This window comes from Streptomyces lancefieldiae, from assembly GCF_031845825.1.
Lineage (GTDB): Bacteria > Actinomycetota > Actinomycetes > Streptomycetales > Streptomycetaceae > Streptomyces > Streptomyces lancefieldiae.
Map to the genome: position 1 here is coordinate 1 of NZ_JAVRFH010000053.1, position 16,581 is coordinate 16,581.

General features: G+C 72.9%; 10 protein-coding genes, 2 tRNA genes and 1 riboswitch. Of the genes, 4 read left to right on the forward strand and 8 right to left on the reverse strand.

The genetic code is table 11. The annotated features are described in order from the left end of the window. Positions 1 to 2,096 (reverse strand): asparagine synthase-related protein (locus RM812_RS33635; protein WP_311581391.1); only part of this gene is annotated, 2,096 nt, incomplete at its 3' end. A gap of 680 nt (positions 2,097 to 2,776) precedes the next feature. Here RM812_RS33635 and RM812_RS33640 point away from each other — a divergent pair. The 4 genes from RM812_RS33640 (at position 2,777) to RM812_RS33655 (ending at position 7,789) form a co-directional block, all read left to right on the forward strand. Continuing rightward, positions 2,777 to 4,201: an MFS transporter gene (locus RM812_RS33640; protein WP_311581394.1), complete on the forward strand. Its 1,425-nt coding sequence runs from the start codon at positions 2,777 to 2,779 to the stop codon at positions 4,199 to 4,201. A gap of 82 nt (positions 4,202 to 4,283) precedes the next feature. Beyond that, complete coding sequence (gene lhgO, locus RM812_RS33645; protein WP_311581397.1) at positions 4,284 to 5,495, forward strand: L-2-hydroxyglutarate oxidase; 1,212 nt, start codon at positions 4,284 to 4,286, stop codon at positions 5,493 to 5,495. 13 nt (positions 5,496 to 5,508) lie between these two features. Further along, complete coding sequence (gene trmB / locus RM812_RS33650; RefSeq protein ID WP_311581400.1) at positions 5,509 to 6,420, forward strand: tRNA (guanosine(46)-N7)-methyltransferase TrmB; 912 nt, start codon at positions 5,509 to 5,511, stop codon at positions 6,418 to 6,420. A gap of 10 nt (positions 6,421 to 6,430) precedes the next feature. Then, positions 6,431 to 7,789, forward strand: coding sequence for a PrsW family intramembrane metalloprotease (locus RM812_RS33655; RefSeq protein WP_311581403.1), 1,359 nt, complete (start codon positions 6,431 to 6,433; stop codon positions 7,787 to 7,789). A gap of 95 nt (positions 7,790 to 7,884) precedes the next feature. Here RM812_RS33655 and RM812_RS33660 read toward each other — a convergent pair whose 3' ends face one another. The 7 genes from RM812_RS33660 to RM812_RS33690 all read right to left on the reverse strand — a co-directional run bounded on the left by RM812_RS33660 (position 7,885) and on the right by RM812_RS33690 (position 16,256). Beyond that, positions 7,885 to 8,913 carry a M23 family metallopeptidase gene (locus RM812_RS33660; protein WP_311581406.1) on the reverse strand — a complete coding sequence of 343 codons (1,029 nt, stop codon included), beginning with the start codon at positions 8,911 to 8,913 and terminating at the stop codon, positions 7,885 to 7,887. A gap of 10 nt (positions 8,914 to 8,923) precedes the next feature. Further along, a riboswitch (cyclic di-AMP (ydaO/yuaA leader) is annotated at positions 8,924 to 9,081 on the reverse strand. A 243-nt stretch (positions 9,082 to 9,324) separates the two neighbouring features. Beyond that, positions 9,325 to 10,527 (reverse strand): PP2C family protein-serine/threonine phosphatase, encoded by a 1,203-nt coding sequence (locus RM812_RS33665; protein ID WP_311581409.1) that lies wholly within the window; start codon positions 10,525 to 10,527, stop codon positions 9,325 to 9,327. 153 nt (positions 10,528 to 10,680) lie between these two features. Further along, positions 10,681 to 10,754 (reverse strand) — tRNA-Met (locus RM812_RS33670). A gap of 55 nt (positions 10,755 to 10,809) precedes the next feature. Further along, positions 10,810 to 11,940, reverse strand: a complete 1,131-nt coding sequence (locus tag RM812_RS33675; protein WP_311581412.1) for a dihydrofolate reductase family protein — start codon at positions 11,938 to 11,940, stop codon at positions 10,810 to 10,812. Positions 11,941 to 12,007: 67 nt separating this feature from the next. Beyond that, positions 12,008 to 12,080 (reverse strand) — tRNA-Lys (locus tag RM812_RS33680). Between the two features lie 152 nt (positions 12,081 to 12,232). Then, positions 12,233 to 13,768, reverse strand: a complete 1,536-nt coding sequence (locus tag RM812_RS33685; RefSeq protein ID WP_311581414.1) for an amino acid permease — start codon at positions 13,766 to 13,768, stop codon at positions 12,233 to 12,235. 205 nt (positions 13,769 to 13,973) lie between these two features. Beyond that, positions 13,974 to 16,256: a DEAD/DEAH box helicase gene (locus RM812_RS33690; RefSeq protein ID WP_311581416.1), complete on the reverse strand. Its 2,283-nt coding sequence runs from the start codon at positions 16,254 to 16,256 to the stop codon at positions 13,974 to 13,976. Between the last annotated feature and the right edge of the window lie 325 nt (positions 16,257 to 16,581).

Genomic DNA, 16,581 nt, shown 5'->3' on the forward strand with positions numbered 1-16,581 from the left:
GCCCCCGCCCCACCCAACGCCCCCCGCTGAGGCGCGATCCCCCCCGGCACCGCACGCTGCCGCGCCGGCGTACCCGTCCAGCAGGTGCCACGCCGGGCAAGAAGACGCCGGAGCCACAGCTCCAGGGAGACCAGGTCGGCCAGCCCGTCCAGCGGCAACGCCTCACCCGCCGCCGCCCCCCGCACAGCCTTCCGCACGATCCGAGCTTCGACCAGCCCCGCCTCCGCGAGCAACGGCGTGTCGAACAGCCCCATCAGGGAGTCCGCGGCGACCCGCAGCCCCGTCCGCGCCGCGGAGGCCGCCACCGCCTGCGTCGGCGCTCCCCAGCCGCTCGGCAGCTCGCTCACCCCCGCCCCTTCCAGCACCGTCCGCAAAATCGCCGCCCGCGCCCCCGGCTGCACCCGCAGCGCCTCCGGCAGCGCACGGCACGCCCGGACGACCTGATTGTCGAGGAACGGCGTGTGGAGCCGCTGGAAGCGGATCTCGGCGGCCTGCTCCAGCACCCGCACGTCCGCCGCCTGCCGGGCCAGCGCCGCCCGCGCGCGGAAGTCACCGGGCCGCTGCCCCGGACCGACCCCGGACCGCTGGGAGGACGTCTGCAGGCGAACCGATACTTCAGCCAGCGCCTCTCCGGTCAGCCACCGCGCCGCGGGCCCCGGCCCCGCCCAGCACAGCACGGCGAGCGACGCCTCCATGGCCCCGTCACCAGGCGTGTCGAAGCGCCGGCGCAGCAGCCGTTCGGCGAGCACCTCGAGCCCGGTGCGGTACGGCGTCCGCGCGAGCCGCCGCGCCGCGGCGTACACGCGCGCGGGAACCAGCACCGAACCGTCGGCCTTGGCCAGGGCGGCGACCGGCCGTACGAGTTGCCGCCGCTTGCGGTCCATCAGCAGGTCGGCCAGCCGAGCCGGATGCGCGTCCAGCACCTGCCGCGCGCCGTACCCCGTGAAGTGGTCGGCACTGCCCGCGGCCAGCCGCGCCCGATGCCGTGCCGCCGCGACCAGGCAGGAGCCCGGTTCATCCGTCAGCGGGCCGTCCAGCGCGGCGTACGGCAGCACCTGCTCGTCACCGGCGACCACCACGTGGTGCAGCCGCGGATTGGCGGCCAGCGCACCCGCCCGCTCCAGCTCGGACTCCTGCCCGCCGACGGCCAGGTCGTTGAAGGTGACGGCCAGCAGCCGCTCCCCGGCCCCCGTGCCGTGCCCGAGCAGGGTCCCCGGCATCCCCGGCAGCCCGGCGGCCAGCAGCGCCAGCGTCCCCGAGGCCGGCCCGCCGGACAGGTCGGCGCCGATCCCCGGGACCGGCATCCCGCGCGCGGCGCGCCGTTCCGCGGGCCCCATGCCCGGCACCGGCCCGGGGTCGATGCCGTCGCCGGGGACGTGCCGCGGCGCGGCCAGCCGCGTCCGTACGGCCTCGACCAGGGCGTCCCGCACACCGTCCACCGCCCGGTCGGGATCGGCCGAGGGCGCCGCCACGGCGAGGGAGGCCACCGGCTCGTACCCCGCGATCTCGCGCGCCCCGGCGCGAAGGATCAGCGCATGCCCCGGCGGAACGCGCTTCACGCCGTCGTACGGGGTGGAGTCGTCCAGCGCGGCCGGCACGTCGGGCGCGGCGAGCAGCGCGGCGAGGTGCCCGAAGTCGAGGTTGGCCTCGACGAGGTCGGCCAGGGGCAGCGCGGCGGTCGCGTACGCCGTACCGCCGGACCAGGGGGTGTGGAACACCGGCCGCGCGCCCGCGAGGTCGCCGCAGACGGTGATGCGCCGTCCCACCTGGACGACGGCCGTGTAGCTGCCGGGCCACGCGGTCAGATGCCGGAGTGCGCCTCCCCGCGCGGCGAACAGCCCGACCCGCAGCTGCTCGTCGGTCGCGCCGCAGATGCCGAGGACGGCGATCCGGGTCTGCGGGTCCGCCGTGACGACGCGCACCTCGTCGGGGCGCCAGTCGCCGACCGCCCACAGGGGATCGGGGTCGCCCCACAACAGCTGGGAGCCCACGGGCTGCACGGTCTCGCCGTCGTACCCGGTGGCCCCCGCGGAGCCCCCCGCTCCGGCGCCCGGCGCGGCCATGGCGGCACTGCTCCACCCCACCAACCACCGCATCGACGCCTCCACAGGCTGGGGACAACCAGTGCACCGCACGAACTGGTTCCCCATGCTGCCATGAAGGGCGCGCCGCAGAGCGCCGGCGGAGCCGCGTGTGCTCCCATGAATGCGCCCCCGCGGAGACTCACGCGAGAGCGCCAACTCCCTGCTCGAGGGCGCGAGGACGACGCGAATGCGCCCCGGCAACGCGCCGTTTGGCTACCGCGCGCGCCCTCAACTCCCGTGGTGGGGGCGGTAGCACCCCGAGAGCACCGGGGTCGATTTTCGGCCAAATCGCCGTCACGCAGACACGTTCGAACACGCTACGTACAGGCTTTGCGCACTGCCCGGCGGCGCTCGGTCCGGGGGGCGAGGCGCACCCCCCGGACCGGTCCACCGCCCGCGGGGATGTAGGCGGCGGCGTCCCCCAGCCCACCGGATCCAGTACAGCGGGCCGACCCACGCATCACCATGGAACCGCTCCCCCGATGGCCGGAGTAGAGCGCACGGACGGGCGCACGGCCACACAGCGGGAGCACGCCGCGACAGACCGTACAGACTCCGCACCTCAGTACGGACCACAATCCCGCCATCCGGAACAATGCCTCTTAACGCATGGGATGCGGCGAACTACGCTGGGTTTACGAATGCCGCATGGTTATGCCAGCGCGGCAGCCGTCTGTGTCGAGGGGTGGCGCATGTCCAGGGAGCAACGCGGGCCGAACGAAAAGCTCGGCACGGTTCTCGCCCTCGCGGGAATCAGCAACGCAGGACTCGCGCGGCGCGTCAACGACCTCGGCGCCCAACGCGGGTTGACTCTTCGCTACGACAAGACGTCGGTGGCGCGCTGGGTGTCGAAGGGCATGGTGCCGCAGGGTGCGGCACCGCACCTCATCGCCGCCGCCATCGGCCAGAAGCTCGGCCGTCCCGTGCCGCTCCACGAGATCGGCCTGGCGGACGCGGACCCCGCTCCCGAAGTGGGCCTCGCCTTCCCGCGGGACGTCGGCCAGGCCGTCAGGTCCGCCACCGAGTTGTACCGTCTCGACCTCGCCGGCCGCCGGGCCGGCTCCGGCGGCATCTGGCAGTCGCTCGCCGGATCGTTCGCAGTGAGCGCATACGCAACGCCCGCATCGCGATGGCTGATAACCCCGGCCGACAGCTCGGTGGCGCGCGAGGCGAGCCCCGCCGAGGGCTCCGGCGCACCGCTCAAAGTCGGCCACAGCGATGTGCAGAAACTCCGGGAGGCCGCCGAGGACGCCCGTCGCTGGGACTCCAAGTACGGCGGCGGCGACTGGCGTTCGTCGATGGTCCCCGAGTGCTTGCGCGTGGAGGCGGCGCCCCTGCTCCTCGGCTCCTACTCCGACGAGGTCGGCCGCGCCCTGTTCGGCGCCTCGGCCGAACTGACCCGCCTGGCGGGCTGGATGGCCTTCGACACCGGCCAGCAGGAAGCGGCCCAGCGCTACTACATCCAGGCCCTGCGCCTGGCCCGCGCGGCGGCCGACGTCCCCCTGGGCGGCTACGTACTCGCCTCCATGTCGCTCCAGGCGACCTACCGCGGTTTCGGCGACGAGGGCGTGGACCTCGCGCAGGCCGCCCTCGAGCGCAACCGGGGGCTGGCCACGGCCCGCACCATGAGCTTCTTCCGCCTGGTCGAGGCACGGGCTCACGCGCGCGCGGGCGACGCACCGGCGGCCGGCGCCGCCCTGAAGGCGGCCGAGAGCTGGCTGGAGCGCGCCCGCCCCGGCGACAGCGACCCGTCCTGGCTGGGTTTCTACTCCTACGACCGGTTCGCCGCCGACGCGGCCGAGTGCTACCGCGACCTCAAGGCACCACGCCAGGTCCGCCGCTTCACCGAGCAGGCACTGTCGAAACCGACGGAGGAGTTCGTACGCTCGCACGGACTCAGGCTCGTCGTCTCGGCGGTGGCCGAGCTGGAGTCGGGCAATCTGGACGCGGCCTGCGAGCAGGGTGTGCGGGCGGTCGAGGTCGCCGGCCGCATCTCCTCCGCCCGCACCACCGAGTACGTCAGGGACCTCCTCCACCGCCTGGAGCCGTACGGCGACGAGCCACGCGTGGTCGAACTGCGCGAGCGCGCCCGCCCGCTCCTGATGACATCGGCATGAGCCCGCCGTCTCCCGGGTTTGAAGGCATTGTCAGTGGCACAGTGCACTATCGAAGCCGGGAGGTGGGCCGGAGGTGGAACGGATGCGGGCCGAGATCGCATACGACTGCGACGTGCTGGTGATCGGCGGCGGGATCGTCGGGCTGTCCACGGCGTACGCGATCACCCGCGCCGCGCCCGGCACACACGTCACGGTGCTGGAGAAGGAACCGGGCCCGGCCCGGCACCAGACGGGCCGCAACAGCGGCGTCATCCACAGCGGCGTCTACTACCGCCCGGGCTCCCTGAAGGCCGACTACGCGGTGCGGGGCGCCGCCGAGATGGTCAAGTTCTGCGCCGAGTACGGCATCGACCACGCGGTCACCGGCAAGCTGATCGTCGCCACCGACCGGGCCGAGCTGCCCCGCCTGCACGCCCTCGTGCAGCGCGGCCGGGAGAACGGCATACCGGTACGGGAGCTGGGCGCCGCCCAGATCGAGGAGTACGAGCCGGAGGTCCAGGGCCTCGCGGCCATACACGTCGGCACGACCGGCGTCTGCGACTACGTCGCCGTGGCCCGGCAGCTGGCCCGGGCCTCGGGCGCGCGGATCCGCTACGACGCCGAGGTGCGGCACATCGACCGGCGCCCGGACCTCGGGGTCGCCGTCCGCACCCGTTCCGGGGAGGTGCTGCGCGCCCGGGTCCTGGTGAACTGCGCGGGGCTGCGCTGCGACGAGATCGCCCGGATGACCGGGGACGACCCCGGCATGCGGATCGTCCCCTTCCGGGGCGAGTACTACGAGCTGGCGCGACCCGAAATGGTGCGGGGGCTGGTCTACCCGGTGCCGGACCCGGCCTTCCCGTTCCTCGGGGTGCATCTGACCCGCGGCATCGACGGAAGCGTGCACATCGGCCCCAACGCGGTCCCGGCGCTCGCCCGGGAGGGCTACGACTGGGGCGTGGTGCGGCCCCGCGAGCTCGGAGGAACGCTGGCCTGGCCGGGCTCGTGGCGGCTGGCCCGGCGGCACTGGCGGTACGGCGCCGGCGAACTGCGGCGGTCGCTGTCCAAGCGGGCGTTCACGGCGGCGGTCCGCAGGCTGCTGCCCGGCGTGACGGAGGAGGACCTGGTGCCGGCGGCCGCGGGGGTGCGGGCGCAGGCGGTGCTCGCGGACGGGACGCTGGTGGACGACTTCCTGATCCGCGAGGGCGCCCACGCCGTGCACGTCCTGAACGCACCGTCGCCCGCGGCGACAGCGGCGCTGCCGATCGGGCGGGAGGTGGGGCGCAGGGCGCTGGCCATGCTCGGACGGCCGTAAAATTGGGGGCACTGTGTCTGATTTCCGCAGCGCTTCCGACGCCCCCCAGCCAGCCGCCCCCCATGCCGACGCGTCCCCCGTCGGCGGGTCCCCGCGGCACACCCGTGTCAAGGGCGAGCCCCGGTTCCCGGACGGGCCCAAGGCCGATCCCGCCGGATCGCACTTCGAGCGGCGGATCCGCAGCTTCCAGCCCCGGCGGAGCCGGGTGACCGCCGGGCAGGCGGACGCGCTGCAGCGGCTGTGGCCGAAGTGGGGGCTGGACATCGACGGGCAGCGGGTCATCGACCTTCCCGAGTTGTTCGGCAACAGCGGACCCGTGGTCCTGGAGATCGGCTTCGGCATGGGCGAGGCCACCGCCCAGATGGCCGCCGCCGACCCGGACACCAACATCCTCGCCGTCGACGTCCACACCCCCGGCCAGGGCAACCTGCTCGCTCTCGCGGACCGGAACGGGCTGTCCAACATCCGGGTGGGCAACGGCGACGCGATCATCCTCCTGCGCGAGATGCTCTCCCCCGACTCCCTCGCCGGCCTGCGCGTGTACTTCCCCGACCCCTGGCCCAAGAAGCGGCACCACAAGCGCCGTCTGATCCAGCCGGAGTTCCTGACCCTGGCCGCGACCCGGCTGGCGCCGGGCGCCGTCGTGCACTGCGCCACCGACTGGGAGCCGTACGCGGAACAGATGCTCGAGGTCCTCACCGCGCACCCCGACTTCGAGAACACCGTGCCCGACGGCGGTTACGCGCCGCGCCCCGCCCACCGGCCGCTGACCCGTTTCGAGGGCCAGGGCCTGGACAAGGGACATGTGGTGAACGACTTGCTCTTCCGCCGCGTACGGCACCCCGTACCGCACCGCGACGAGCACCCCGCACCGCACCGCGAACAGCACCGCGATCAGTACAAGGAGCAGCCCCCCACCGGTTAGGGTCCATGCCGTGGCCACCTGTCCCCCGTATCCGACGTATCCGCCGCGTCCGCACTGGTGGCAGCGCACCTGGGTGCGTTACGGCGCGCTGATCACCCTGCTGGCGCTCTCCGGCCTGGTGATCCTGGCCCTGGTGCGTGAACAGACCGGGACGCAGGGGTTCCTGGTGGGGCTGGGGCTGGCGGTACTGCCCGTGCCACTGCTCATCGCCGCGTTCCGCTGGCTGGACCGGGTCGACCCCGGGCCCTGGCGGAACCTGCTGTTCTGCTTCGCCTGGGGCGCCTGCGCGGCGGCGTTGATAGCGATCATCGCGAACAGCTTCGCCACGAGGTGGATAGCGACGGCCACCGCCGACCCGGCCGGTGCGGACACCCTCGGCGCCACGGTCATAGCCCCGGTCGTCGAGGAGTCCGCCAAGGCCGCCGCCGTCCTGCTGGTCTTCCTCTTCCGCAGGCGGGACTTCACCGGCATCGTCGACGGCGTGGTCGTCGCCGGTGTCACCGCCACCGGCTTCGCCTTCACCGAGAACATCCTCTACCTGGGCACCGCCTTCGGTACCGACCAGCTCACCGGCGACAGCGGCATCGCCTCCGTCACCGCCGCGACCTTCTTCGTCCGCATCGTGATGTCGCCGTTCGCCCACCCGCTGTTCACCGTGCTCACCGGCATCGGCTTCGGCATCACCGCGCTCCTGGCCGACCGCCACCGCCTGCGCCGCGCCCTGCTCCCGCTGTCCGGCCTGCTGCTCGCGATGGGCATGCACGCGCTGTGGAACGGCTCGGCCTCGTTCGGCCAGTACGGCTTCTTCGCGGTGTACGCGGCCTTCATGCTCCCCGCGTTCGGCCTGCTGACCTGGCTGGTGATCTGGACCCGGCAGCGCGAACTGGTCACCGTGCGGGCCGAACTGCCCGCGTACGTCGCGGCCGGGTGGCTGGCGCCGACGGAACCGTTCGCCCTCGGCTCGATGCGCGCCCGTCGCATCGCCCGGCAGCACGCCCGCCGGTACGCGGGGAAACCGGCGGCGCGGGCGGTGGCGCAGTACGAGGCGTACGCGACCTCACTGGCCTTCCTGCGGCACCGGGGGCGCCGGGGCGGGGCGGGCGCCGACTACGTCGTACGGGAGCGGGAACTGCTGGACGCCCTGTGGCACCGACGGAACGTGGCACGCCCGGCCCTGGAGCACGCGGCCCGCGTCACGGCACCTCCGCCTCCCGTCCTGCCGTGGCCATGGCCGGGACACGGGGGACACGGCTCGTACGGCCCCTACGGTCACGCCCCTACCGTGCCGACATCAGTACCGGTACCGACGCAGTACCCCGCACCCCACCCGTACCTGCCGTACTCCCCGCCCCACCCCGACCAGCGATAGCCGCCCGGACGCACGGACCGGCAGCCCTGACGTCGAGGGGGTCTCCGTCAGGACCGCCGGGGTTCAGCGGCGGCGAGGGCCGGGGAGAGTGCGGCTCAGGGAGTGAGGCCCTTGCTCTGCAGCCACGCCATGGGGTCGATGCCGGCGCCCGAGCTCGTGTGGACCTCCATGTGGAGGTGGGCGCCCGTGACGTTGCCGGTGGCGCCGACGCGGCCGATGACGTCACCGGTGCTGACCTTCTGGCCGACGCTGACGCCGATGGAGGACTGGTGGGCGTACCAGATCTCGGTGCCGTCGTCGAGGGTGAGCACCGTCTTGTAGCCGTACGACCCTTCGTAGCCGGCCGATGTGATCGTGCCGCTGTGGACCGCCTTGAGCAGTGTGCCCGTGGGTGCCGCGAAGTCGAGGCCGGTGTGGTGGCCGGAGGACCAGTAGGCGCCGGCCTGACCGTAGGTGGAGGAGATCGTGTACGAGGAGGTCGGCAGCGTGTACTGCTTGGCCAGCTGCGCGAGCCGCTCGGCCTCGGCCTTCTTCTCGGCCTCCTCCTCCGCCTTCTTCTTGGCGGCGGCGGCCTTGGCCTTGGCTTCCTCCTCCGCCTTGGCGGCGGCTTCCGCGGCCTGCTTCTCGGCGGCGGCCGCAGCCTCGGCGGCGGCCCTGCTCTCGGCCTGGGCCTGCTGCTGCTCGGCCTGCGCCATGATCCGGGTCCGCAGGGTCTCACCGGCGTCGGTGGTGCCCTCCGCGGTGTCGGTGGAGGCCGTGCCGATGCCGCTGAGCGGGGTGGCGGTGCCCTCCGGCTCCGGCTCCTCGTCGGAGATGAGCGAGCCGACGTTCGGCAGGTCCGGCATGGAGATCGGCACCGGCGGCTTGCCGGCCTGCGCGCTGGCCATGCCGCCCGCTCCGACGGCCGCTATGACACCGACGCCGAGGACGGTGGAACTGCGGGCGAGTCCGCCGCGCTGCTTGGCGACGCGGTGCCGGCCGCGTACGGGGCGGATGGACTCCTCGGTGGGATTCCACTCCTCCCAGGGGCCCTCTTCGGCACGGTGGCCTTCGTGGCCGAAGGTTTCGGTGTCGTGCCGGCTCGGCACGAACGGGGCCTCGGGGGCAGGCCGGTTGGACGCCACGTGGGCGTACTCCTTTCCTTCCTTCCGCCTACCGGGTTAGCTGACGGGTTCGGAGCAGGAAGGTCTCCTACGCGCGTATATCGGCCGTGTCTCCACGGCGTCATACGCCCGATTCACCCCAAGGTGGTGGTTCCCCGGTTCCCTCACGGGATTCGGCGCGTGCGCACGGAGCCGCCTTCTGTGACGGCTGGGACGACCGCGCTGCGTTATCGAACGTTAATAGACGGGGGGCTCGGATTCCAAGCTGTTCCACTTGATCATTAACGGATTCCGCGGGGACGTAAGCCTCACCATCGGCTAAAACGGGGCGACTTGACCGCCCCTCAGTGGCACCTCCCGCCCCAGCACTTTCTGACGGTGTGTCAGTTGTTATGCGCAGGGCGCTCGATCCGTCACCAACCGTGATGGCGGTCAGGGCCGTCGTACGGCGAGCAGGGCCATGTCGTCCGCCATGCCGCCCCCGGAGTGGCGGCGCACGTCCTCGGCCAGGGTGTCGAGCAGCTCGGCCGGATGCCGGAAGACGCGACCGGCCAGCCGCTGGTGCGGCTCGTAGAACTCGCCCCGGTCGTCGCGGGCTTCCGACAGACCGTCGGTGTACAGCAGCAGTGTGGCCCCACCGGGGAAGTCGACCTCGTCCGCGCGGTCGGGCCACACACCGAGCTCGCCCATGCCGAGCGGCAGCGCGGACTCCCGGGCGGGCAGCGGGAGCAGGGTGCCGTCGGCGTACAGCAGCAGGGGCGGAGGATGGCCTCGGTTGACGATGCGGACCACGCCGTCGCCGTGCGGGAGTTCGGCGAGGACGGCGGTGGTGAACCCCTCGAAGGCGTCCAGTCCTTCCCGCCGGGTGCCCTCGCGCGCCAGGGCCCGCTCCAGCCGCTGCGCCACCGCCTCCAGCGTCGTCTCCTGCTCGGCGGCCTCCCGGAAGGCGCCGATCACGACGGCGACGGCGGCCACCGCCCCCATGCCCTTGCCGCGTACGTCCCCGACGATGAGCCGGACGCCGCGCGCGCTGTCCTGCACCGCGTACAGGTCCCCGCCGATGAAGGCGTCGGCCTGCGCGGCCTCGTAGCGGGCGGCGATCTCGAAGCCGCCGATCCGCTCGGTGGGCTCGGGCAGCACGGCGCGCTGGGCGGCCTCGGCGATCTCGCGGACGGAGACGAGGCGCTCGTCGGTGCGGCGCACGAAGGCGTTGACGAGGACGGCGAGTGCCGCGACCGTCGCGATGGTGATCAGCTCCGTGAGGGAGTCGACGTAGTGGATGACGCCCTTGCTGAGCTGGAGCCCGATCACGGCGGCGACCACGGCGACACCGGTGAGCGCCGTGCCGCGCCGTGAGTAGACCGGGGCGGCGACCAGGGGCGCGGCCGTGTAGAGGGGCCCGGCGGTGAAGTACCTCGGGGTCAGGATGTCGTACAGGACGGCGATGACGATCAGCAGTACGGGCAGCAGGCGTACGAGGGTCCGCCCGTACGCGGTCCGCCGCCGCCGCTCGGGCCCGGCGGACGGCGGGAGCACCATGTTGTCGCCGAGCCCCGGGTCGGGCACGGGATCGCCGGGAAGCCGGCCGCCGGCCCGGGCGTACGGTCCCTCGTCTGCCACGTCACCTGGCCGCACCACTCGTCTCCCGCCGCCCCGCACGTCGACGCCGCCTGCCGTCCCGTTCTCCAGGTTTCCCGGAGCGGGGGCGGGGGGCGAGCCTTCGGGGGCCGACCGGGTGAACGCACCGAAGGCCGGAATCCTCAATGGATTCCGGCCTTCGGTCTTGAGTAGCGGGGACAGGATTTGAACCTGCGACCTCTGGGTTATGAGCCCAGCGAGCTACCGAGCTGCTCCACCCCGCGTCGTTGTGTCTCCACTGTACGCCATCTCGGGGGCAGAATGCACATCCGTATCTCCCTACCCCTCCAGGTGACGGTTGGGCGCCTTCGCCCGCTCCTCGTACTCCGGCAGTACGACGACGGCGGCGCCCCCCGCGGCGAGCACCCCGCTGCCGTCGGCCCCCGGCACGAAGGTGTCCGGCTCCCGCCAGGCCGTGACCACCCGGCGCACCCCGGCGTCGAGGATCAGCCGGGCGCAGGGCGCGGGCCGGGAGGCACGGCGGGCGCACGGCTCCAGGCTGCTGTACACGGTGGCGGTCGCGAGCCGCGGGTCGGCCGGGTCGGCCTTGGCGAGCGCGGCCTCCTCGGCGTGCACGACGGGGTCGCCCCCCTCCCGTGAGTGTCCGCGCGCCAGCTCCGTACCGTCGGCGGCGACCACGACCGCCCCCACGCTGAAAGCCGTCCCGGACGGCGGGCACAGCCCGGCCAGCTCGCAGGCGAGCGCCAGCCAGTGCCGGTCGGCCGCGGAGACCCGGCCGTCGGTGCCCGGGGCGGTCGGCCGGTACCGCATGAGCACGACGTCCCCGATGCGCCGCGACTCCACCAGCCTGAGCCGCCCGCCCTGGTAGGCGCCGGGCCCGAACAGGCGGGGCGCGTCCGGGTCCCCGACGAGCAGCGGGGCGAGGACGAGCTGCAGTTCGTCGGCGAGTTCCTGTTGCAGCAACTGGGTGTGGACGGTCCCCCCGCCCTCGACCATGAGTCGGCGTACGCCCCGCGCGGCGTGCAGGTACTCCAGCGCCGCACGCCAGTCGAGGGCGCTGCCGAGCGGCACGACGTCGGCGGCGAGTCCCAGCACGCGGGCCCGCCGGGCGCCCTCGTCCGTGGTCAGGAGGACCTTCTCCCCTCCCGTGTGCCAGAACGGCGCCGCCGGGTCCAGCTCCCCCGACCCGCTGACCGTGACCTTGAGCGGGTACTCCGGCTTCCCGGCCGCCACCCGCGCGGCCCGCCGCTCGGCCGAGTTGACCAGCAGCCGCGGGTTGTCGGCCCGGATCGTGCCGGCGCCGACCAGGATCGCGTCGACGGACGCGCGCACCTCGTCGACCCGGTCGAAGTCGGCCGGGCCGGACAGCAGGAGGCGCTCGGGGCCGGTGTCGTCCAGGTAGCCGTCGAGGGAGACGGCGGCGGAGAGCAGGACGTACGGGAGGGGCATGGCGCGCTCCAGCGGTGCGACGGCGGCGCCCCCAGCTCGTCGTGCTCGTGAGCTGGGGGCGTGGCGGTAGGCCCTGTGGGACTCGAACCCACAACCAATGGATTAAAAGTCCACTGCTCTGCCAATTGAGCTAAGGGCCCAAGGGGTGTGGCGTGATGTTGCCACACCGAGCATAGCCCGACGTGGCCGCATCTCCGATCCGGTATCGGCGATCGAAGAACGGGGATCGGGGGCCGGGGGTCGGGGATCGGGGACGACGCCGCGCCGGGCGGGGCGGTCGCAGGGGCCCGGGCTACGGGTCCGCCGGCTCGGGGGCGTTCGCGCGGGCCGCCGCGCGGGCCCTGGTGCGTTCGTGGTCCGGGTTGAGGAACCAGTACCGGGCCGAGGCCAGCCACCAGGTCGCGGCGAAGCCGAGGACGACCAGGACGGCGATCGGCGCGTAGTTGAACGTCTCCCACGTGACCGGGGAGACCTGGGGCAGCATGAACAGGACCGTGATGACGCCGACCCACGCCACCGCCACCACGCCCACCACCCGCGACCAGCGCCCCAGGTGCCACGGCCCCCGCTCGAAGGCGGCACCCCTGCGGACGCGCAGCAGGGTCGGGATGACGTAGGCGATGTAGAGGCCGATGACCGCGATCGACGTCACCGCCGCGTACGCCGTGACGTTGATCAGGTACGGGAGGCCTAGGACCAGCGCGGCCAGAGCCGCCAGCCAGACCGCCGCGACCGGTGTGCGGGTGCGCGGGCTCACCGAGTGCCAGACGTGGGAGAAGGGCAGCGCGCCGTCGCGGGAGAAGGCGTAGATCATGCGGCTGTTGGCCGTCACCGACGCCATCCCGCAGAACAGCTGCGCCCCGATGACGACGAGCAGCAGCAGCTTGCCCGCGGTGGCCCCCAGCGCGTCGAGCAGGATCTGCGCGGGCGGTGCGCCGGTCGGGGAGGCGAGGGAGCCCTCGTAGGACTGGATGGCGAAGGTGAAACCGAGGAGGAGGACGAAGCCGGCGATCCAGGACGTCCAGATGGAACGGACGATGCCCTTCGGGCCGGCCGTGGAGGCGTCGTGCGTCTCCTCCGTCATGTGGGCGGAGGCGTCGTAGCCGGTGAAGGTGTACTGGGCCATCAGCAGGCCGATCAGGACGACGTAGACGCCGCTGCCCCAGCCGGTGTTGTTGACGAACTCGCCGAAGACGAAGGACGCCGACCGGTGGTGGTCCGGGGCGAAGGTCAGCGCACCGACGATCACCGCGACGCCGAGGACGTGCCACCAGACGCTGACACTGTTCAGGAGGCCGACGATGCGGACGCCGAAGGTGTTCAGCAGGCCGTGCAGGACGAGGATGACGGCGAAGAGGAGGATCGTGCGTCCGGGCGTCACCTCGAAGTCGAACTGGAGGTTCAGGTAGGCGCCGAGGAAGGAAGCGGCGCCGAAGTCGATGCCGGCGGTCACCGCGACCTGGCCGAGCACGTTGAACCAGCCCGTGAACCACGCCCAGGCCGCCGCCGTACGGGGCGGCGCGAGGCGGTGCGCCCAGAAGTACAGGCCCGCCGACGTCGGGTACGCCGAGCAGATCTCGGCCATCGCCAGGCCGACGAAGAGGGTCATCAGGCCGACGGCGACCCAGCCCCACGTGATGACGGCGGGGCCGCCCGTGTTCATGCCGAACAGATACAGCGTCAGGCATCCCGAGAGGACCGAGATGATGGTGAAGGAGACCGCGTAGTTGGAGAACGCCGACATGCGGCGGGCCAGAACCTGGGTGTAGCCGAGCTGGGCCAGCCGTTCCTCGTCCGACAGCCCACTCGCCTTGGCGTCATCTGTCATGCCCCCAGCGATTCCCTCACCAAGGACGTGACATGCGTCACTTCGCGGCCGAAAGCGGGGCAGCGCCCGGGAGCGGTCCGCGCGCCGGACGCGCCGTGCCCCGCGTGGCTCCCACGACGCGCCGACCGGAAAACGCCGTGGCCCCCACCCGTCAGGGCAGGGGCCACGGCGTTCGGTTACCGCTCAGCCGGTCCGGCTGCCGGCGTCAGCCGTTGCGCTTCCAGCGCGGCTTGTCGTCACGGCGGCCGAAGGAGGAGGAACCACGGTGGTCGTCACGACGGCCGTACGGGCGGTCGTGCCCGCCGGCGCGGAAGCCGGGGCGGTCGCCCTGACGGTCCCGGTTGAAGGGACGGTCGCTGCCCGGGCGGTCGCCCTGACGGTCACGGTTGAAGGGGCGGTCGCTGCCACGGTGCCCGCCGCGGTCACCACGGTCGCCACGGTCGTCACGGCGGAAACCACCACGGTCACCACCACGGTCACCGCGGTCGTCACGACGGTCGAAGGAGCGACCACCGCGGTCGCCTCGGTCACCGCGGTCGTCACGGCGGAAGCCGCCCCGGTCGTCGCGACGCTCGAAGGATCGGCCGCCACGGTCGTCACGACGGTCGAAGGAGCGACCACCGCGGTCGCCTCGGTCACCGCGGTCGTCACGGCGGAAACCACCACGGTCGCCACGGTCACCGCGGTCGTCACGACGGTCGAAGGATCGGCCGCCCCGGTCGTCACGACGGTCGAAGGAACGACCACCACGGTCACCGCGGTCGTCACGGCGGAAACCACCACGGTCGCCACGGTCACCGCGGTCGTCGCGACGCTCGAAGGAACGGCCGCCCCGGTCGTCACGACGGTCGAAGGAACGACCACCGCGGTCGCGGTCGGCGTAGCGGTCCTGGCCGTTGCCGCCGCTGCGCTCGGCCTTGTCGACGTCCCGGGGACCCGGCTGCTCGGGCAGCGAGACCTCAGGCTCGGACGACGACGCCGCGGCCACCTCGGCCAGCACCGTCTCCGGGTCCTCACCCCGCTCCCGCGCGACCCTGGCGACCAGCCGGTCCGCCTCCTCACGCAGCTCGGTGGCACGGCGCTGGGCGCGCTCTAGCTCCTTGGTGAGCTGGGCGACCTCACGCTCGGCCTGCTGCGCCGCGTTGCCCGCGGACTCGGCCTGGACCTCGGTCATCGACCGGGCACCGGTGATCTCGGCGACCTCCGGCTCGAAGGCGGCGCCGCCCTGGATGATGTGGCGCGTGGCGTCGACGCCCGCGTCCTCCATCAGCCGGAAGATCTGACGGCGCTGGTGCGGCAGGGACAGGGAGACGACGGTGCCGGTGCGGCCGGCGCGGGCCGTACGGCCGGCGCGGTGCAGGTAGTCCTTGTGGTCACCGGCCGGGTCCACGTTCAGGACCAGGTCGATGCCGTCGACGTGGATGCCGCGGGCGGCGACGTCGGTGGCGACCAGGACGTTGACGTACCCGTCCTTGAAGTCGGCCAGCGTGCGCGTACGCGCGCCCTGCGTCATGCCGCCGTGCAGCGCGTCCGCCTTCACCCCCGACTCACGCAGCTGGTCGGCGACGCGGTCGGCGCCCAGCTGGGTGCGGACGAAGATGATGGTGCGGCCCTTGCGGGAGGCGATGGCCGCGGTGACCGGCGCCTTGTCCTTGGGCTTCACGACCAGGATGTGGTGCGACATGGTCGTCACGGCGCCCTGGGCGGCGTCGACCTCGTGGCTGACCGGGTTGTTCAGGTACCGGTCGACGAGGGTCTTGATCTCGTTCTCCATGGTCGCGGAGAACAGCATCCGCTGACCGCCCGGCGGCACCTGGTCGAGCAGCTCGGTGACCTCGGGCATGAAGCCCAGGTCGGACATCTGGTCGGCCTCGTCGAGAACGGCGATCTGCACGTTCTCCAGCGAGCAGGCGCCGCGGTTGATGATGTCGCGCAGCCGGCCGGGCGTGGCGACCAGGATGTCGACGCCCTTCTCCAGGGCGTAGATCTGGTTGCCCATGGAGGTACCGCCGCAGACGACCTTCATCCGCAGGCCGACCACGTCGCCGTAGGGCTGGAGCGCGTCGGCGACCTGCATGGCCAGCTCACGGGTCGGCGTCAGGATGACGGCGCGCGGCTTGTGCTTCTCGGTGCGACCGCCGGCCAGCGTGGCCAGGGTCGGCAGACCGAAGGAGAGGGTCTTGCCGGAGCCGGTGCGGCCCCGGCCGAGGATGTCCTTGCCCTCCAGCGCGTCCGGGATGGTCGCGGCCTGGATCGGGAAGGGGGTGGTCACGCCGTTCTGCGCGAGCTTGCGCACGACGCCCTCGGGCAGACCGAGGTCGGCGAAGGTCACCTCGGGGGCGGCCTCGGCGGCCTCGGCGGCCTCCGACGCGACGGCGACGGCGTCCGTGTCGACCGCCTCGGTGCCGGGGTTCTCGACGGCCTCGGGGCCCTCGGGGATGTCGGCGTTCTCGGGCACGACGACGTGATCAGTACTGATGATGGACATGCGAATGCGAAACCTTCCGGAGTCTCTCGTCGGCACGCGCCCGTCAACTCCGTGAATCGCGATTCGCAATACGACCGCCTCGATGCGGTCCACCACGGCAAAGGAGAGTACGCGCCACACGGCGCGCTCTGCGGTGGCGCCGGGCAAATGGGATCAAACGATCTGCCACCATACGCACTCCCCACCCCCGAACGCAAACCGAGTAGCACATGCCCAGCTCAGCCGGGCCGCCACCCTCTCCGGCACCCCCGCCCGCGCCCACTCCCGCAGCTCCCTCGGGCACGTCCCCCGCACCCCCTCCACGCCCGCTTCCGCACCCCCTCCG